Origin of the sequence: Citrobacter sp. R-1.5.2 (assembly GCF_035064245.1) — a bacterium.
Taxonomy (GTDB): domain Bacteria; phylum Pseudomonadota; class Gammaproteobacteria; order Enterobacterales; family Enterobacteriaceae; genus Citrobacter.
In genome coordinates, this window is record NZ_JASEYC010000013.1 from 1 (window position 1) to 18,811 (window position 18,811).

The following is an 18,811-nucleotide window of genomic DNA, read 5'->3' on the forward strand; positions in this document are numbered from 1 at the left end:
CGCCATAAACTGCCAGGCATCAAATAAGTGAAGAAGCCCATCCTGCCGGATGGGCTTTTTTGCGTCTGTGCGGGGTGGAAACCGCCGGATGCACCGGACTGAATGTATGTTGTAGGCCTGATAAGCGCAGCGCATCAGGCACTCCCGGCGGCATTTCGCCGGATGCGGCGTATCGCCTTATCCGGCCTACAACTGTCTGGATCATCAGACATTCCCGGTGGCACATCGCCAGGTGCGACGTGAACGCTTTATCCGGCCAACAAAGGCCTGTGCTATTTCTGACAGCCAACCAGGTTCTCTTCCCCCGAACATTTCTTAATCCTTTCCCTGCTAATTAAAATCGTGATCTATCTCTCATAATAAATTATAACAACTATATAACATTTAATTTACTAAAACAGACGCAAAACATCATTGATAGATTCATAAGATCCTGGCAGGGGTACAATTCTAATGGCTGATAGCAGTGTAACTGAGAACGGGGCGCTGGCAGATGGCGACACCCGGCGTCGTATATGGGCAATTGTTGGTGCATCGTCAGGGAATCTGGTTGAATGGTTTGATTTCTATATCTACTCTTTCTGTTCCCTTTATTTTGCCCACATCTTTTTTCCTTCCGGAAATACCACCACTCAATTGTTACAAACCGCCGGAGTTTTCGCTGCAGGCTTTCTGATGCGGCCAATCGGAGGATGGCTTTTTGGTCGTATTGCAGATAAACACGGACGTAAAAAGTCCATGCTGTTATCTGTCTGCATGATGTGCATGGGATCGCTGGTGATCGCCTGTCTGCCTGGATATGAGACGATTGGCACCTGGGCTCCCGCACTATTACTGCTGGCCAGATTATTCCAGGGGCTGTCCGTTGGTGGGGAATACGGTACTAGCGCGACTTACATGAGTGAAGTAGCCGTTGAAGGTAAGAAAGGTTTTTATGCTTCATTCCAGTACGTGACATTAATCGGCGGGCAGTTACTGGCATTGCTGGTTGTGGTCATATTACAGCAAACCCTGGAAGATTCTGCGCTCAGAGCCTGGGGCTGGCGTATTCCGTTTGCGCTGGGCGCTGTATTGGCGATTGTGGCATTGTGGCTGCGTCGTCAACTGGATGAAACATCAAAACAGGATGTCCGTGCGTTGAAAGAAGCGGGGTCTCTGAAAGGGTTGTGGCGTAATCGCAAAGCCTTTGTCATGGTACTTGGCTTTACCGCTGCTGGTTCTCTGTGTTTTTATACGTTTACGACCTACATGCAGAAATATCTGGTTAATACGGCGGGTATGCATGCCAACGTGGCCAGCGGCATTATGACGGCCGCATTGTGCGTGTTTATGTTGGTACAACCGCTGTTCGGTGCGTTGTCAGATAAAATAGGCCGACGGACTTCAATGCTATGTTTTGGTGCGCTGGCGACGATTTTCACTGTACCTATTCTGTCTGCGCTGCAAAATGTGAGTTCTCCGTTTGTGGCATTTGTCCTTGTGATGTGCGCCTTGTTGATCGTCAGTTTCTATACCTCCATCAGCGGGATACTGAAGGCAGAGATGTTTCCAGCGCAGGTCCGTGCGTTGGGGGTGGGATTATCGTATGCGGTAGCCAATGCCCTGTTTGGGGGTTCGGCTGAATATGTCGCGTTATCCCTAAAATCTGTCGGCATGGAAACGTCATTCTTCTGGTATGTCACTGCTATGGCGGTGGTCGCATTCCTGGTTTCGCTGATGTTACACAGTAAGGGAAAAGGCTTACGCCTCTAATGATGTGCCAGTTGCCAAACGGCATAGCCGGTTGATGCGCCCGCCACATCCCAGGCAAAGTCTTTCCAGCTCCAGCCGCTCCCAGCGGGGCGGCTGTCCCACAGCTCTTTTGATGCCCCAAGGCTGACAGAGAACATCAAACCGATAGCTGCGCTACGATCGCGACTGTTTCCCTGATGCTGTGCATACTCGTTCCCCGCTGCGGCAAGCATGGCCGAGGCGATAAAGTGTTGAGCTTTGTCTTGCCCACTCCAGCTGTCGTTAGCCATGTGACTACAACCGGAAAGAAGCAAAACACTGGCAAGAATACACAGGCGCACCGTTACCTCCATAGGAAAAACCCCGTCACTGGACGGGGTTTTGATTACAGAATACGGCTGATTAATCTGTCGATTCGAATACGGCGTAATCGACGGATAAGCTTACGCACTTTCACCGGATAGTCAGCAATACTTTGCAAGTCGCGATAGTGTTTCACGACGGTGGTGTGCGTGCGGATAAGCTCCAGCTCTTTATCACGCTGGGGAGTCAGTTCCTGCTGGGGATCATGGATAAGAATGGCATTTTCCAAATCCAGCCGCCAGGCGCGGGGGTTAAGATTATTGCCGGTGAGCAGCATCCATTTATCATCAACCCACATACCTTTCAGATGATAGGTGTTGTCATCGTCTTTCCATAAGCGTACGACGAGCTGATCGGTATTCACGTAATACTGTAGCCGGCTCAGGAAACGGCGCAGATTAATTTCATATAAATAGGGCAGCGCGCCGATGATCTTAAAGGGTTCATCTTCCGGAATGAAAAAGTCGTTAGCTGTTTTATCGCCGACAATGATCTCGACCTTTTTGCCTTCGCGCAGCAGTTGAATGATATTGCGTACCAGGATGGCTGGCAGGTTGAAATAAGGCGTACAAATGGTGAGTTTGTGCTCCGCACAGGGCATGAGGTGGAAAATAGTCTTATTTAACAGACTGGATTTACCGAGCCCAACCAGCGGCGTGACTGACAGTTGCTCATTATCCGCATCTCCCTGGAAATGGAAGGAGGCATCGCGCAATTCCTGACGGTACAGGCGGATATCGTTTTTAATTTCCGGACTTTTAGGACGATGGATATCATCAAGACGATTAACGCCGCGCCCATTCATCAGGTTCTGAGTAACCCACTCGTACATGATATCGGCCATCTTCGCGTTGCGAATCAGCTGATAGCGGTCATAGCGGTATTTATCATGTTGGTGTAAGTAAACATCGTTCAGACTGGCCCCGCTATACAGGACGCTATCATCAATGATAAAGCCTTTAAAATGCAGAACACCAAGCGCTTCGCGGGTGTTAATTGGCACGCCGTAGACAGGGATATCGATACCAGGGTTTTCTTGCGCCATGCGGCAATACCAGTCAGCGTTGGTATTGGATGCCGCAACACCAATGCGTCCACGCTGGGCTCGATGCCAGTCGACAAGCACCCGAATATCCAGTTCAGGACGCTGCCGCTTTGCCGCATAGAGCGCGTCGAGTATGCCTTTACCGCCGTCATCCTGTTCCAGGTACAGCGCAATAATGCAGATCCGTCGCGTCGCGCTGGCTATTTTCTCCAGCAGAGTCTCCCTGAAATTTGCGGGAGCATAAAAGAAATCTACATCATCAACTGACTGAGAAATCTTAGGTAGTTGGGCAAGGTGTTGTTGATGTTTATTACGCTTAAATTTTGACAACATCACAGTGCATTTCTTCTCTGTTCATTGAAGGGTCCTCTGTGCTTTGCAGACGACATAAGCGGGCAATGATACCACCAGTACCCATGAATGTGGTCAACATTTCCAGTACCTTACTCACGATTCCTCATATTGGGCCAGATTCAGCGTTAGCCCAACAATTCCCTCTTCGAGCTGGACGTCGACATCAAACCCGAGTTTTCGGGCCAGGGCGACCATCCCACGATTGTTTGGCATCGTAATACCATTTAAACGTCTAAGTCCGTGATCTCGAGTGTATGCAATCAACTTTTCCATCAACCGACGACCTAAACCCAGCCCTTTGAGATCTGAACGAACCAGTACGGCAAATTCCGCATCGATATTATCCGGATCGGAGATAGCCCGTGTCACGCCGAGGATCTCTTCGTGGTTATCACGACAACGCACGGCCACAAAGGCCATTTCCCGATCGTAGTCGATCTGCGTCATGTTAGCTAAATCTTCATGGGTGAATTCGTTGATCTCACTGAAGTAGCGATAGTAAAGATCTTCTTTCGTCACCTGTGAAATGAACTGCTGCAGATAGGGTTCATCTTCCGGAAGAATAGGGCGAAACAGACAGCGCTCGCCGTTTTTCATCTCGACCCACTCTTCAAGCTGATGGGGATAAGGGCGTACCGCCAGCCTGCTTTCGTTATCGCCCGTGAAAGGGGCAATATCCAGTGTGACGTCCAGGGCAGTAAATTCCCCAGCAGAGGCCAGCAGAGGATGGATATCCAGGCGCTGAATTTCCGGACAGTCGACGATCAGGTTGGAGACCTGCACCAGAAGCTGGCTTAACCCGGCGATATCCAGTGGACGTAGTGCGCTGCGAGCGCGGATCTTTTTGTTTTTGATCCCCTGGATCACCAGATAACGCGCCAGGTTCATGTTGAGTGGCGGCAATGCGACAACAGCTTGCTCTTCAGGACGCCACTCAACTCCGCCTTCACCCAACATAATCAGCGGGCCAAACACAGGGTCATGTTCGACGACGACGCGCAGCTCCTGAGCACCGGCGCGGTTAGCCATACTTTGTACTAACAAACCGTGGATACGTGCCTGTGGCCAGGCCATTTTTACCCGATCAAAAATCGCATTCGCAGCCTGCTGCACTTCTGTTGCCGTACGCAGGTACAACATAACCCCCTGAACTTCTGATTTATGTGGGATATCAGGAGAGCGAAGCTTCAGTGCTACCGGGTAACCGATTTGTTCTGCGATGTGTACGGCTTCCGCACTGTCGCTGGCGATCCAGGTTGGTAGAGTGTGTAAACCATAGGCTTGCAAAATCGGCTGTACTTCATGGGTATCCAGCGATGTCGCGCCCTCAGCAATCGCCTGCTGTAACAGATTATGTGCCTCGGCGGTGTTGGCGGTCAGGCTATCGGGTAGGGCTGGTGTTTCTCGCAGTTGCTTCTGGTTACGCCGATATTCGACCATGTGCATGAAGGCCGTAATGGTACCTTCCGGCGTACGATAGGTGGGTAATCCGGCTTCACTAAACAACCTGCGAGCTTCCTGGGATGAAAACTCGCCGCACCAGTTGGTCAGCAAGGAGACGAACTTACCTCGCGGATGATGTTTGACGGCTTCAATTAGCGCCTGTGCGCTCTCGGTTCCGGGGGCTGCCGCGCTGGGGGAGTGAATGACCATCAGTGCGTCAAAATCTTGACTGGCGAGTAAAATATCCAGTGTCTTAACGTAGTGTTCGCTGCTGGCATCGTCACGCAGATCCAGTGGGTTGGCGATATCCACGTGAGCAGGTAAGGCATCGCGTAATTTGTGGCAGGTTTCCTCACTCAGCGCGGCCAGCTTACCGTTTCGTGACCACAGTTCATCTAATGCCAGCGCCGCGGGAGCGGCCCCATTGCTGATGATCATCAGTCTGTCACCGCGTAACGGGCGCATGTGGCTCAGGGTTTCGACCGCCGAGAAAAGCTCATGAGTGTCCTGTACGCGCAATAAACCAGCACGTTGAATCGCCGCATCCCAGGCTGGGTCCATTCCGGAACTGGTATGCAGTAAACGCTGTGCTGCGGGGCTACGGCCGCTTTTAATCACCAGAATAGGTTTGTTACGCGAGGCGCTGCGCGCAGCGGAGACAAAACGCCGGGCATCGCTTAAATGTTCGAGGTAGAGCAATATCGCGCTGGTTTTGCTGTCGCGCGCCAGGTAGTCGAGTAGTTCATCAACATCAATATCCAGGCTGTCGCCCAGTGCGATAAAGTAAGAAAAGCCCATTTCTCTCTGCTGTGCCCAGTCGAGTATGGTATTGGATACAGCGGCGGATTGAGAGATAAAAGCCAGCTTACCGCGCTTAATCGGAACGGGGGAGAAGCTGGCGTTAAGTCCCTGCCAGGGGGCCAGAAGCCCGAGACTGTTAGGGCCCAGTAGACGAATTTTATAACGTGATGCGCAGGCCAGCAGTTCAGCATGTTGCACCGCGGGAGCCGAGAGAATAATGCAGGTTTTGCAGCCTTTCTCGCCCAGTGCTTCCAGTAACGCCAGATTACGGCTGGCATTGGTACACAAAATGGCCAGGTCAGGAGAAAAAGGCAAGCTGCCAATACTGGGCCAGGCCAGTACGCCCAACACGGCTTTCCAGGCGGGGGTCACTGGTAAAACGGGGCCGTTGAACCCGCCTGCCAGCAGGTTACGCATCATCAGGTACCCTGCTCGATTGGGCTTCATTGATGCCCCAATCACGGCAATGGATTTCGGTCGCAGTAGCGCTTCCAGACCACGTTGACTCATATCGGCTTCCTTAATGACTCCAGTGACCGAATGATTTTAAACGCTTTCTGTTGAGTCTGCTGTGACGCTTCCCTGATGTTGAGTTTTTCCTGCCAGGTAGCGTGTTTTAAAGCGCGTGAAGTGAGCGCTTAAGCCTTCAGCCGCTTGCGTATCCCCTGCCAAATCCAGTAAGGCAATGGCGACTTCGGCAGTGCAGTACTGTCCCTCGGCGTGCACCCCGCGCAGGTGGTATGCGGAAAGGCGCGATAGATCGACGGAGATCACCGGCAGGTTGTCGAGGTAGGGACTTTTACGGAACATTTTACGTGCTTCCGGCCAGGTGCCATCAAGCATGATAAACAAGGGTGGTTTACCGGCTGGCGGTGTGAAAATGACTTCACGTTCTTCACCGGCATAAGACGCGGGGAAAACGACCATTGGCTGATAATCAGGATGTTGCACCAGATCAAGCAGCTCCTGCGGTGGTTCGGTACGAGACCACTGAAAAGCCGCAGTATTGGGTAAAATATCGGCAATCAAACGTCCTGTGTTACTGGGCTTCATCGGTTCGGTATCGAACATCATCAGACAAAAACGGCTTTTGGCCTGAGAAGGCACCCATGTTGCGCACAGGCAGAGTTTCAGCGGTAGCAGACAACGCTGACAGCGACGAATGCGGTTACCTCGGGCAAGAAAAGGACGTGTGGCGCGCGCGAGGCGCTCAGCGCGTAACTGAAGAACAGCGTTATCGGTCATGGGGAAACACGTTGAAAAACGCTATTGTCGCAGAGGTGAAAACGGGGCACAAGATGCGCCCCGCAGAGATTATAATGATTCGTTAAGCCAGCTATCAAACGGGGCTTTGGGTACTGCGCCATTCAGCATATCGACGACTTCACCCTTCCTGAAGATCATGATGGTCGGAATGCTGCGGATACCGAAACGTGCGCTGAGTTCGCGTTCGGCTTCCGTATTCACTTTAACAAAGCGCACTTTACCGCTACGCTCTTCCGCGGCATCTTCAAAAATAGGTGCGAAGTTACGGCACGGGCCACACCATGGTGCCCAAAAATCAACTACCACCGGAAGATCGTCTTTTAGCAGCTTATCCAGCGTTTCACCGGTCGCATTGATCACCTCCCCGTCAAACAGGTCGTGACCACAGCGTCCGCATTTGGCCGCTTCCTGAACACGATCGTCGGGAATGCGGTTGATAGCCTGGCAGCTGGTACAAACGGTATTCATAACTAACCTCTGGATGAGTAGGGTGGACTTCGCGGCAATGACGCCAGTATGTTTCTATTATGTTACATATTATCGGAGAGACTGTTTTAAACAACAATGCGTTTTATTCAATGAGTACAATAGTCATTAGCTTTTAAATGAAATAATGGCTAACGACGTGCACATCGGGTAATCTGCGCGCTTCGCGCAGAGCAGGTGGAGAAAAACATGAGCGACGAACTGAAGAACAAAAACGGCAAGGTCAAAGTGATGTACGTCCGCAGTGACGATGACTCGGATAAACGCACCCAAAATCCACGTACTGGCAAAGGCGGCGGTCGCCCCGGTACTTCCCGAGCCGAAGGCGGTCGTCGCCCTGCCCGTGATGACAGAAAGGGTCCGAACAGTGAACGCGGTCGTGAACGTGGTCGTGACCGTGATGTAGAACGCGATCGCAGACGTGAAGATTCACCGTGGCGTACCGTGTCCCGCGCACCGAATGATGATACTGCGGATAAAGCCGATCATGGTGGCATCAGCGGTAAGAGCTTTATCGATCCTGAAGTACTGCGTCGTCAGCGCGCGGAAGAAACCCGCGTTTATGGCGAAAATGCGTGTCAGGCGCTGTTCCAGAGCCGCCCGGACGCCATCGTCCGCGCCTGGTTTATTCAGAGCGTCACCCCGCGATTCAAAGAAGCATTGCGCTGGATGGCTGCAAACCGCAAAGCCTATCACGTGGTTGATGAGGCTGAACTGGCGAAAGCGTCTGGTACTGAGCACCATGGCGGTGTTTGCTTCCTGATCAAAAAACGTAACGGTACTACCGTTAAGCAGTGGGTTGCTCAGGCCGGAGCGCAGGATTGTGTGCTGGCGCTGGAAGATATCGCAAACCCGCATAACCTGGGCGGTATGATGCGTAGCTGTGCGCACTTCGGCGTAAAAGGCGTAGTAGTACAGGACGCAGCATTACTGGAATCAGGTGCGGCTATCCGTACCGCTGAAGGTGGTGCTGAGCATGTACAACCCATTACTGGTGACAGTATTGTGGATGTGCTGGATGATTTCCGCCAGGCGGGTTACACCGTCGTCATGACCTCAAGCGACAAAGGTAAGCCGCTATTTAACACCACGCTGCCAGAAAAAATGGTGCTGGTGTTAGGTCGCGAACGTGAAGCTCTGCCTGAAGCAGCTTGCTCAGCAGACGATCTGTGCGTTGCAATTGATGGTACTGGCAACGTAGAAACGCTTAACGTCTCCGTTGCGACAGGTGTGCTGCTCGCGGAGTGGTGGCGTCAGAACAAAGCCTGATAATAAAAATGCCAGCGATTCGCTGGCATTTTTTTACTCGCTCTCCGCCGGCAATACCGGCATCCAGTCGATCGGCTTTTCTCCCCGTTGTTCCAGCCATTCATTAGCCAGCACAAAGTGATTGCAGCCAAAGAAACCGCGATGGGCAGAAAGGGGGGACGGGTGCGGCGCTTTCAGCACATGGTGGCGCTGTGCATCAATAATGGCCCCTTTCTTCTGGGCGTGAGAGCCCCAAAGCAGGAAAACAACCCCTTCACGATGTTCGTTAATCAGGCTAATGACTTTATCGGTAAAGGTTTCCCAACCCAGGCTGGCATGCGAATGTGCCTGACCCGCCCGAACGGTGAGAACGGTGTTCAGTAGAAGCACCCCCTGACGAGCCCAACTCTCCAGGTATCCATGTGTCGGACGGGTAAATCCCGGGATGGTGGCTTCCAGCTCTTTATACATGTTCAGTAATGACGGCGGAGTGGCGATGCCTGGACGTACAGAGAAAGCCAGACCATGGGCCTGCCCTGGACCGTGGTATGGATCTTGTCCCAGAATGACAACTTTAACGTCGCCAAGCTCAGTAAAGCGAAAAGCGTTAAACACATCTTTTTGTGGCGGATAAATTGTCATACCTGACTGGCGTTCGCCGGCAACGGTATGCAGCGTGTTCACAAAATAGGGCTGCTGTTTCTCTTCAGCCAGCACATCGTGCCAGGTTAATTCGGTGGCCATCTCGCTCTCCTGCGATTTTTTCAATCCCCATAGCTTAACTGCTTCTTTCAACGGCGCAAAATTCTGCACGTTTCTCAAAGCGCTACCCCTTAAAGATAGTTGAAAATTTATGTAAAAAGTTTACCTGAGTACATAGTGTAAGTTGATGTAAAACAATAAAATCCACCTATCACCACTTTCCATGTGTGGTTTTTGTTGATTTAAATCAAAGATTCAAGGGTGTGTGAGGGGTATATATACACTCAAGCAACAATGGTTTTACCAATTGGCCGGATGAGGCCAACCGAAATCAAATAATTTTGCCGGGGAGGCATCAACATGATTACAGGTATCCAGATTACTAAAGCTGCAAACGACGACCTGCTGAACTCTTTCTGGCTGCTGGACAGCGAAAAAGGCGAAGCACGCTGCATCGTTGCGAAAGCAGGTTTCAACGCTGATGAAGTCGTTGCCGTCAGCAAACTGGGTGAAATCGAATACCGTGAAGTACCGGTAGATGTACAGCCAGAAGTTCGTGTAGAAGGTGGTCAGCACCTGAACGTTAACGTTCTGCGTCGTGAAACACTGGAAGATGCAGTTAAGCACCCGGAAAAATATCCGCAGCTGACCATCCGTGTTTCTGGTTATGCAGTACGTTTTAACTCGCTGACTCCAGAACAGCAGCGCGACGTTATTGCTCGTACCTTTACTGAGAGCCTGTAAGGCTCGCGGGGAGTAACCCCGATTAGCAGAAAATCAGAAGGCGGAAGATGTTAGTGCATCTTCCGCCTTTTCACATCCGTTAGTAAAAAATCCTCACCGCACAATAAACCAACAGTAGTGCCAGAACGATATTCAGCTGACGTCCATAGTGGCGGAAGATACGCTGAAAAAGATGACCAGCCAGCGCCCAGCAGGCATTGCCAAACGTTCCAATCAGCGCCAGCAGAATACTGACACCAATCAACCAGTAAGCATCCTGGGTATATGGCAACACAAACGTGGATAACGCAGTAATGCCATACAAAATGATTTTGACGTTCACAAACTGCAAACCAAAACTCGCCCAAAAGCTAATCGGTTCCGCCTGTAGGCTATCGTTTGAGGCTGGGCTGGTGGCGATTTTCATGGCCAGCCATAAAATGTAGGCTGCCCCTGCCCAACTCAGCCAATGAATGATAGCCGGATCCAGGACGGCCAGCGAAAACGAGATCCCGGCACACAACAGCATGACGATTAAAAAGCCCAGACTCATTCCGGCCAGAACACGCGTGCTCTGACGTAAGCCATGTGATGTCGCCGCACTCAGCGCGAGAATATTATTCGGGCCGGGTGTTAGCGCAGTAATCAGTGTATAGGTCCAGAATGCACTTAAAAGCATGGGTGTCACTTGTTATCTCCTCTGTTTTAGCAGACAGTACCCGAGACACAACATTTAAAAAAATGAATGTTTTTGCATCTTGAATTCGATAATTTCGATAGGTTGGTGAGGATGGATTTATGTCGGTTTATTACGCTAAAAACGGTAGTGGAAGAGGGCTCATTCCTTCGGGCTTCACAAAAGCTTTGCTGTACGCAATCAACCGTAACGTTTCATATTCAACAGCTTGAACAAGAACTCTCAATACAGTTATTCGAAAAAATTGGCCGGCGGATGTGCCTCACCAGTGAGGGGAAACGGCTGATGCCACATATACATGACCTGACTCGCGTGATGGCATCGATACGTCAGACGGCGCAACAAGATGCACAGCCGAGCGGTGATCTCCGCGTCGCAACCGGAGAAACGCTGCTGGCCTATAAAATGCCGCAGGTTTTACAGCGCTTTAAACAACGCGCTCCTGATGTTCGGTTGTCCCTACAATCGCTCAATTGTTATGTCATTCGTGATGCTCTGCTGGGTGATGAGGTAGATCTGGGGGTGTTTTATCGGGTGGGAAATGATGATGCGCTTGAGATGCTGTCGCTGGGTGAACAGTCACTGGCACTGGTCGCCTCTCCGGCTCTTCAGAACGTTGATTTCACTCAGTATAATCAGCATATTCCCTGCAGTTTTATTATTAATGAACCACAATGTATTTTTAGACAGCGTTTTGAAAGTCTGCTGCGTAAGCGACAGATTACGCTGGAGAATACTATTGAGCTATGGAGTATCGAAAGCATCAAGCAGTGTGTCTCTGCGAATCTTGGTGTCAGTTTTTTACCGCGGTTTACCGTTGAGAAGGAATTACACTCGGGAGAATTAATCGAGTTGCCGTTCAGTGAAAAGCCTGAACTGATTACCGCATTGTGCGCACATCATGCCGGAAAAGTCGTTAGCCCGGCGATGCGGGTTTTTATGGAATGTATTACAGAGAGCTTTGCTGTGCATGAAAAAATGCCGGGCTGACTGGCCCGGCATTCTGCTTACTCTTTGTCGGACTGCTGGGTAGCAGCTCCGCTCGGTTTACGACGTTTGCCGATATTTTTGGCGTCGCGGTGACGTTTTTTCACCCGCGGCTTCTCTTTCTCTTTTGCTTTTTTCTCTGCGCGTTTCGCCAGCACTTTCTTGGATGGCTTGCCGTTAGACTTCTCACTTGGCGCACGCGTGGTTGGACGCAGTTCATCAATGACGCGTGCCTTCAATGGCTCGTCAATATAACGACTCGCTTTGCCGAGTAACAGGTGGTCATGCGCTTCAACCAGTGAAATCGCGGTACCTTTCCGCCCGGCACGACCGGTACGGCCAATACGGTGCAGATAGGCATCGCCACTGCGCGGCATGTCGAAGTTAAACACGTGGCTGACGTCAGGAATATCGATCCCGCGTGCGGCAACGTCAGTTGCTACCAGCACGTTCACGCGACCATCGGTCAGGCGTTTGATCGCTTCGTTACGCTTAATCTGCACCATCTCGCCTTCGAGATAGCAGTTATTAATGCCAGCCTGGCGCAGCCAACCTGCCAGCTCGTGCACACGTTCGCGTTTGCGTACAAAGACAATTGAGCGAGTCGCTTCCGGCTGTTTTAGCAGATGGATCAGCATGGCAGTTTTGTGCTCGATATCATCGGCACGGTAGTAAAACTGATGGATCTTCTTGCGTTCGCGGGTGGACGGATCCGCGGAGACTTCGACCGGATCTTCCAGCAGACGCTCGGCAAAATCTTTGATCGCGTCGCCTTCCAGCGTGGCGGAGAACAGCATAGTTTGCTTACGCCAGCGGGTTTCACCGGCGATATGTTCGATGTCCTGGGCAAAGCCCATGTCCAGCATGCGGTCTGCTTCATCGAGGATCAGTGTCTCAACCGCATGACAGTCGAAGTTTTCTTCTTTAATGTACTGCAGCAGGCGACCCGTGGTGGCGACCACGATGTCCTGGTTTTCGCTAAAGACTTCCATGTGGTTCATGTAAGCCACGCCGCCGGTAATGGTAGCAATATCCAGATGCGTATTCTTTGCCAGCTCACGGGCGTGTTCGGCAACCTGCATCGCCAGTTCGCGCGTCGGTGTCAGGATTAAAATGCGCGGCGGACCGGATTTCTTGCGCGGGAAGTCGAGCAGGTGCTGCAACGCTGGCAGCAAATATGCCGCCGTTTTACCGGTGCCTGTCGGCGCAGAACCGAGTACATCACGGCCATCGAGCGCAGGCGGAATGGCGGCAGCCTGAATGGCGGTCGGGCGAGTGAAACCTTTTTCCTGGAGGGCTTCCAGCAGGCTTTCATCGAGTTCAAGTTCGGAAAAAGTCGTTACAGTCATGTTCTACCTCTGAGTGGGGCGCTGATTATAGACGTTACGGCTGCAATCTTCATCTGTTTGTATGGATATACCTTCTCAGGTATTGTTTTTATCCTATGTTATCGTTTTTTTCCCAGGAAGGTTGTTCTTCATGCCTCAGTCTACATCCGTACTTCGGCGTAATGGGTTTACTTTTAAGCAGTTTTTTGTGGCACACGATCGTTGTGCAATGAAAGTCGGAACGGACGGTATTTTATTGGGTGCCTGGGCTCCTGTGGCCGGCGTAAAACGGATCCTTGATATTGGTACCGGGAGTGGCTTGCTGGCGCTGATGCTGGCCCAACGTACAGACGAAAACGTCATCATAGATGCTGTTGAGCTTGATGTTGATGCTGCGCAGCAGGCGCAGGAAAACATTGCGCAATCTCCTTGGATGCATCGTGTGGCGGTGCATTCAGAGGATGCTCAGCAATGGGTACCGCGTCAGACCGTACGTTTTGACCTGATTATCAGCAATCCACCCTATTATGAACAGGGTGTGGAATGCGCCACGCCGCAGCGCGAGCAGGCACGCTACACGACTACGCTCGATCACGAAGCATTGCTCACGCTGGCGGCTGACAGCATTACCGAAGAAGGTTTTTTTTGTGTGGTGCTGCCGGAGCAAATTGGCAACGCGTTTACCCAACAGGCATTAAGTATGGGCTGGCATTTGCGTTTGCGTACGGATGTCGCCGAAACTGAAGCCCGGTTACCGCATCGGGTTTTGCTGGCATTCTCCCCGCAGACCGGGGAGTGCTTTAGCGACAGGCTGGTTATCCGTGGGTCAGACCAGCGTTATTCTGAAGGCTACACGGCGCTGACCCAGGCATTTTATCTGTTTATGTGATGGTTTAACGGCGAGAGAATGGACGGGCCTGATTCAGGAAGCTGCTCTGGATAATCCAGCGTGTAGTGCAGGCCCCGACTTTCTTTGCGCATCATCGCACAGCGTACAATTAACTCGGCTACCTGCACCAGATTGCGCAGTTCCAGCAAATTATTCGACACGCGGAAATGGGCGTAATATTCGTCGATTTCCTGCTGTAGCATCGTGATACGGCGCAGGGCGCGCTCCAGACGTTTAGTTGTGCGCACGATGCCGACGTAATCCCACATAAATAGCCGTAACTCATGCCAGTTATGCTGGATAACAACCAATTCATCCGGGTTTTCTACCCGACTTTCATCCCAACTTGGGAGGGCGTTAACGCCGCGGGCGTAGGGCATTCTGCGGTCAATATCTTCCGCTGCAGACCAGCCATACACCAGACACTCCAGCAGCGAGTTCGACGCCATGCGATTGGCACCATGCAGACCGGTATAGCTCACCTCACCGATTGCATATAAACCGTCGACATCTGTGCGGCCAAAGTCATCAACCATTACACCGCCGCAGGTATAGTGTGCAGCAGGGACGATGGGGACCGGCTCTTTGGTCAGATCAATACCCAGGCCTAACAGTTTTTCATAAATCATCGGGAAATGCTGACGGACAAATTCTTCGGGTTTATGGCTGATGTCGAGGAACATGCAGTCAGCACCCAAACGCTTCATTTCATGGTCGATGGCACGGGCGACAATATCACGCGGAGCCAGCTCGCCGCGCTTGTCAAAGTCGGGCATAAAGCGTGAGCCATCCGGGCGTTTCAGGTGCGCGCCTTCCCCGCGCAGTGCTTCGGTCAGCAGAAAATTGCGCGCTTGTGGATGATACAGCGCGGTTGGGTGAAACTGGTTAAATTCGAGATTGGCAACGCGGCAACCCGCACGCCAGGCCATGGCTATCCCATCACCGGAGGAAATATCCGGGTTGGTGGTGTATTGATACACTTTAGAAGCACCGCCGGTAGCCAGCACGACTGACTTCGCATGACAGGTTTCAACAGCCTCTTTATTCCGGTTCCAAATCCATGCTCCAACAACCCGGCGTGTCCCCGGTAGACCAATTTTATCTGAGATGATCAGGTCCACAGCGTTACTGCGTTCCAGCACCCGAATATTCGGATGATTTTGCGCCTGGCTGACCAACGTGGTTTCGACCTCTTTACCGGTGGCATCTGCCGCATGCAGGATCCGCCGATGGCTATGGCCGCCTTCTCGGGTCAGGTGATAGCTTTCTTCGCCGTTGGGCTGAACCTGAGTATCAAATAAGACGCCTTGATCAATCAGCCACTGGACACACGAACGGGCGTTGCTGGCAACAAACTCAACGGCATGACGATCGCAAAGACCGGCTCCTGCAATCAGCGTGTCTTCAACGTGGGAGTCAATGCTGTCGGTTTCATCAAAAACGGCGGCGATGCCACCCTGAGCATAAAATGTCGAGCCTTCGCTAACCGGCCCTTTGCTCAGGACAATGACCTGATGTTTTTCAGCCAGGCGTAGCGCCAGTGAGAGTCCGGCAGCCCCGCTGCCAATGATCAGCACGTCACAGGATAATTCAGGAGTCGTATTCATGATTTTTGTTTAATTTACTAAACAGTGTTTGGTCACCATAGCACCACATTGCGCGATACTGCACGTTTTATTTTTAACTGTGTTGCAACGGCTAAACATAGAGGAAAGGCATGGAGAGGAGTGAAAGAGCAAAAATATTTTGTGAAGCAGGCCGTTAGCATCAGATTATGAGGTGAAATAAAGTGGCTGTTGGGTTACTCTGCAAGCGGTGAAATGGGCATTTCTATACAGATAGTGCGTTGATCGGGTTATGTAGACTTATAATGAGAGATAAGACCTGTCTACAACATGACAAACAAAAACAAATGCGTAACGGAACTTTACGAAACTTGAGCACTCTAAGCTTTTGCTTGCTCATAGTGAAGCTTATGGAGTGGCGTTTCGAAAGCGCGTGGAAATTTGGTTTGGGGAGACTTTACCTCGGATGAGCGAGCAGTTAACGGACCAGGTCCTGGTTGAACGGGTCCAGAAGGGAGATCAGAAAGCCTTTAACTTACTGGTGGTTCGCTACCAGCATAAAGTGGCGAGTCTGGTTTCCCGCTATGTACCTTCGGGCGATGTTCCCGATGTTGTACAAGAAGCATTTATCAAGGCCTATCGTGCGCTGGATTCGTTCCGGGGAGATAGTGCTTTTTATACCTGGCTGTATCGTATTGCAGTCAATACAGCGAAGAATTACCTGGTCGCTCAGGGGCGTCGTCCACCTTCCAGTGATATAGATGCGATAGAAGCAGAAAATTACGAAAGTGGCGGCGCACTGAAAGAAATTTCGAACCCTGAGAACTTAATGTTGTCAGAAGAACTGAGACAGATAGTTTTCCGAACTATTGAGTCCCTCCCGGAAGATTTACGCATGGCAATAACCTTGCGGGAGCTGGATGGCCTGAGCTATGAAGAGATAGCCGCTATCATGGATTGTCCGGTGGGTACGGTGCGTTCACGTATCTTCCGAGCGAGGGAAGCTATTGATAATAAAGTTCAACCGCTTATCAGGCGTTGACGATAGCGGGATACTGGAAAAGGTATTAGGCATGCAGAAAGAAAAACTTTCCGCTTTAATGGATGGCGAAACGCTGGACACTGAGTTACTCAAAGAGCTGACTCATGACCCGGAAATGCAAAAAACCTGGGAGAGTTATCACCTGATTCGCGATTCTATGCGAGGTGATACCGCCGACGTTCTCCATTTCGATATTTCCGACCGCGTAATGGCTGCCATCGCAGATGAGCCAGTACGTCAGGCGGCGCCATTGATCCCTGAGGCCCAGCCAGCACCGCATCAGTGGCAGAAAATGCCATTCTGGAAGAAAATGCGTCCGTGGGCCGCGCAGCTTACCCAAATGGGTGTGGCCGCGTGTGTATCACTTGCAGTTATTGTTGGCGTCCAGCACTATAATGGACAATCTGAAACGTCCCAGCAGCCCGAAACGCCGGTATTTAATACATTACCGATGATGGGTAAAGCCAGTCCGGTGAGCCTGGGTGTACCTTCTGACGCGACAGCCAGTGGCGGTCAGCAACAGCAGGTACAGGAGCAGCGTCGTCGTATTAATGCCATGTTGCAAGATTACGAACTGCAACGTCGACTGCACTCCGAACAGCTTCAGTTTGAGCAGGCGCAAACACAGCAAGCCGCTGTCCAGGTGCCAGGAATTCAAACTTTAGGAACGCAATCGCAGTAATGAAGCAACTTTGGTTTGCCATGTCACTTGTGGCTGGTAGCCTGTTCTTCTCTGTAAACGCCTCGGCCAATCCTGCGTCCGGGGCGTTGTTGCAGCAGATGAATCTGGCCAGCCAGTCGCTCACCTATGAGCTGTCATTTGTCAGCATCAATAAACAGGGCGTTGAATCCCTACGTTATCGCCATGCCCGCCAGGACAACCGTCCTCTTGCACAGTTGTTGCAAATGGATGGACCGCGCCGGGAAGTGGTGCAACGTGGCAACGAAATCAGTTACTTTGAGCCGGGACTCGAACCATTCACGCTGAATGGCGACTATATCGTTGATTCTCTGCCATCCCTGATTTACACCGACTTTAAACGTCTTGCTCCCTACTATGATTTTATCGCGGTAGGCCGCACGCGTATTGCAGACCGACTCTGTGAAGTTATCCGCGTGGTCGCGCGTGACGGTACGCGTTACAGCTACATCGTCTGGATGGACACCGAAACTAAGCTGCCCATGCGTGTCGATCTCCTCGATCGGGATGGCGAAACGCTTGAACAATTCCGCGTTATCGCCTTTACCGTCAATAACGGGGTTAGCGACAGCATGCAGACGCTGGCGAAAGCAAATCTTCCGCCGTTACTGTCTGTTCCAGCGGGGGAGAAAACTAACTTCAACTGGAGTCCATCGTGGTTACCACAAGGATTCAGTGAAGTCTCCAGCAGCCGACGTCCACTGCCGACAATGGATAACATGCCGATTGAATCGCGCTTGTATTCTGATGGCCTGTTCAGTTTTTCTGTGAACGTGAACCGCGCGTCGCAAAACAGCGCCGATCAACTGCTGCGCACCGGACGCCGAACGGTCAGTACTACCGTGCGGGATAACGCCGAAATCACCATTGTGGGCGAGCTCCCGCCGCAAACGGCAAAGCGTATCGCGGACAATATTAAGTTCAGGGCCGCGCAATGATTAAAGAATGGGCAACGGTTGTTTCCTGGCAAAATGGCCTGGCGACGGTCAGCTGCGATGTTAAAGCATCGTGTAGCAGCTGCGCGTCGCGGGCTGGATGCGGCAGTCGTGTGCTGAACAAACTGGGGCCGCAAACAACGCATACTATCGTGGTACCCAGCGATGAACCGCTGACGCCAGGGCAAAAAGTTGAACTGGGTATTGCCGAAGGGAGTCTGTTAGGCTCGGCGATGCTAGTGTATATGTCTCCGCTGGCGGGACTCTTTATTTTTGCTGCGCTGTTTCAGGTGCTGTTTGGCAGCGATATCGCCGCACTCAGCGGGGCGATACTGGGCGGCGTGGGGGGATTCCTGATTGCGCGAGGATATTCCCGTAAGCTTGCTGAGCGCGAAGCCTGGCAACCGGTTATTCTTAACATTGCTCTTCCGCCCGATCTGATTCGTGTTGAAACACCATCTACCGAAACGACCCCATGATATTCTTGCCGGATGGCGGCTTCGCCT

The 18,811-nt window shown here is 51.6% G+C and carries 19 protein-coding genes; 10 read left to right on the forward strand and 9 right to left on the reverse strand.

The genetic code is table 11. The annotated features are described in order from the left end of the window. The first annotated feature begins 453 nt into the window (after positions 1-453). Entirely contained in the window at positions 454-1,752 is a 1,299-nt protein-coding gene (locus QMN38_RS19630; RefSeq protein WP_271440654.1) for an MFS transporter, read from the forward strand. Here QMN38_RS19630 and QMN38_RS19635 read toward each other — a convergent pair. From QMN38_RS19635 to trxC, 5 genes are all read right to left on the reverse strand, one after another. Then, positions 1,749-2,084: a YfiM family lipoprotein gene (locus QMN38_RS19635; RefSeq protein ID WP_416348269.1), complete on the reverse strand. Its 336-nt coding sequence runs from the start codon at positions 2,082-2,084 to the stop codon at positions 1,749-1,751. The genes QMN38_RS19630 and QMN38_RS19635 overlap by 4 nt on opposite strands. Positions 2,085-2,116: 32 nt before the next feature. After that, positions 2,117-3,472 (reverse strand): CDP-diacylglycerol--serine O-phosphatidyltransferase, encoded by a 1,356-nt coding sequence (gene pssA, locus QMN38_RS19640; RefSeq protein ID WP_271440707.1) that lies wholly within the window; start codon positions 3,470-3,472, stop codon positions 2,117-2,119. A 114-nt stretch (positions 3,473-3,586) separates the two neighbouring features. Beyond that, on the reverse strand, positions 3,587-6,247 hold the full coding sequence (locus QMN38_RS19650) for a bifunctional acetate--CoA ligase family protein/GNAT family N-acetyltransferase (RefSeq protein WP_323605723.1): 2,661 nt from the start codon (positions 6,245-6,247) through the stop codon (positions 3,587-3,589). A gap of 36 nt (positions 6,248-6,283) precedes the next feature. Further along, entirely contained in the window at positions 6,284-6,982 is a 699-nt protein-coding gene (gene tapT / locus QMN38_RS19655) for a tRNA-uridine aminocarboxypropyltransferase (RefSeq protein WP_271440656.1), read from the reverse strand. Between the two features lie 69 nt (positions 6,983-7,051). Continuing rightward, on the reverse strand, positions 7,052-7,471 hold the full coding sequence (gene trxC, locus QMN38_RS19660; protein ID WP_323605725.1) for a thioredoxin TrxC: 420 nt from the start codon (positions 7,469-7,471) through the stop codon (positions 7,052-7,054). Positions 7,472-7,678: 207 nt separating this feature from the next. Between trxC and QMN38_RS19665 the strand changes: the two genes are divergently transcribed. Continuing rightward, positions 7,679-8,758, forward strand: a complete 1,080-nt coding sequence (locus tag QMN38_RS19665) for a tRNA/rRNA methyltransferase (RefSeq protein ID WP_271440657.1) — start codon at positions 7,679-7,681, stop codon at positions 8,756-8,758. Positions 8,759-8,791: 33 nt separating this feature from the next. Here the strand turns inward: QMN38_RS19665 and ung are convergent, their stop codons facing one another. Next, the gene (gene ung / locus QMN38_RS19670) at positions 8,792-9,481 is read right to left on the reverse strand and encodes a uracil-DNA glycosylase (protein WP_137383463.1); all 690 of its coding nucleotides are present in this window, start codon (positions 9,479-9,481) and stop codon (positions 8,792-8,794) included. Between the two features lie 318 nt (positions 9,482-9,799). Between ung and grcA the strand changes: the two genes are divergently transcribed. After that, positions 9,800-10,183, forward strand: coding sequence for an autonomous glycyl radical cofactor GrcA (gene grcA / locus QMN38_RS19675; RefSeq protein WP_003037563.1), 384 nt, complete (start codon positions 9,800-9,802; stop codon positions 10,181-10,183). Positions 10,184-10,262: 79 nt separating this feature from the next. Here the strand turns inward: grcA and eamB are convergent, their stop codons facing one another. Beyond that, complete coding sequence (gene eamB / locus QMN38_RS19680) at positions 10,263-10,850, reverse strand: cysteine/O-acetylserine transporter (RefSeq protein WP_271440659.1); 588 nt, start codon at positions 10,848-10,850, stop codon at positions 10,263-10,265. 102 nt (positions 10,851-10,952) lie between these two features. Between eamB and QMN38_RS19685 the strand changes: the two genes are divergently transcribed. Further along, on the forward strand, positions 10,953-11,849 hold the full coding sequence (locus tag QMN38_RS19685; protein WP_323605727.1) for a LysR family transcriptional regulator: 897 nt from the start codon (positions 10,953-10,955) through the stop codon (positions 11,847-11,849). 17 nt (positions 11,850-11,866) lie between these two features. Here QMN38_RS19685 and srmB read toward each other — a convergent pair whose 3' ends face one another. After that, the gene (gene srmB / locus QMN38_RS19690) at positions 11,867-13,195 is read right to left on the reverse strand and encodes an ATP-dependent RNA helicase SrmB (protein WP_271440661.1); all 1,329 of its coding nucleotides are present in this window, start codon (positions 13,193-13,195) and stop codon (positions 11,867-11,869) included. 130 nt (positions 13,196-13,325) lie between these two features. On the opposite strand from srmB, the gene trmN reads away from it, so the two are divergent. Then, entirely contained in the window at positions 13,326-14,063 is a 738-nt protein-coding gene (gene trmN, locus QMN38_RS19695) for a tRNA(1)(Val) (adenine(37)-N(6))-methyltransferase TrmN (protein WP_271448637.1), read from the forward strand. Here trmN and nadB read toward each other — a convergent pair. Next, the gene (gene nadB, locus QMN38_RS19700) at positions 14,048-15,670 is read right to left on the reverse strand and encodes an L-aspartate oxidase (protein ID WP_271448636.1); all 1,623 of its coding nucleotides are present in this window, start codon (positions 15,668-15,670) and stop codon (positions 14,048-14,050) included. The two genes, trmN and nadB, sit on opposite strands and share 16 nt — an antisense overlap. 263 nt (positions 15,671-15,933) lie before the next feature. Here nadB and rseD point away from each other — a divergent pair, with 263 nt between their 5' ends. From rseD to rseC, 5 genes are read left to right on the forward strand one after another with little or no spacing between them, the layout of a single operon-like run. After that, a complete protein-coding gene (rseD, locus tag QMN38_RS19705; RefSeq protein ID WP_124022090.1) occupies positions 15,934-16,098 on the forward strand; it encodes a rpoE leader peptide RseD in 165 nt (54 codons plus the stop codon). Next, positions 16,095-16,670 carry an RNA polymerase sigma factor RpoE gene (gene rpoE / locus QMN38_RS19710; RefSeq protein WP_003037573.1) on the forward strand — a complete coding sequence of 192 codons (576 nt, stop codon included), beginning with the start codon at positions 16,095-16,097 and terminating at the stop codon, positions 16,668-16,670. Before rseD ends, rpoE begins: the two co-directional genes overlap by 4 nt. A gap of 31 nt (positions 16,671-16,701) precedes the next feature. Then, the gene (gene rseA / locus QMN38_RS19715) at positions 16,702-17,352 is read left to right on the forward strand and encodes an anti-sigma-E factor RseA (protein WP_271440664.1); all 651 of its coding nucleotides are present in this window, start codon (positions 16,702-16,704) and stop codon (positions 17,350-17,352) included. After that, positions 17,352-18,308, forward strand: coding sequence for a sigma-E factor regulatory protein RseB (rseB, locus tag QMN38_RS19720; protein WP_048210886.1), 957 nt, complete (start codon positions 17,352-17,354; stop codon positions 18,306-18,308). Before rseA ends, rseB begins: the two co-directional genes overlap by 1 nt. After that, entirely contained in the window at positions 18,305-18,784 is a 480-nt protein-coding gene (gene rseC, locus QMN38_RS19725) for a SoxR-reducing system protein RseC (RefSeq protein ID WP_286628839.1), read from the forward strand. Before rseB ends, rseC begins: the two co-directional genes overlap by 4 nt. The last annotated feature ends 27 nt before the right edge of the window (positions 18,785-18,811 follow it).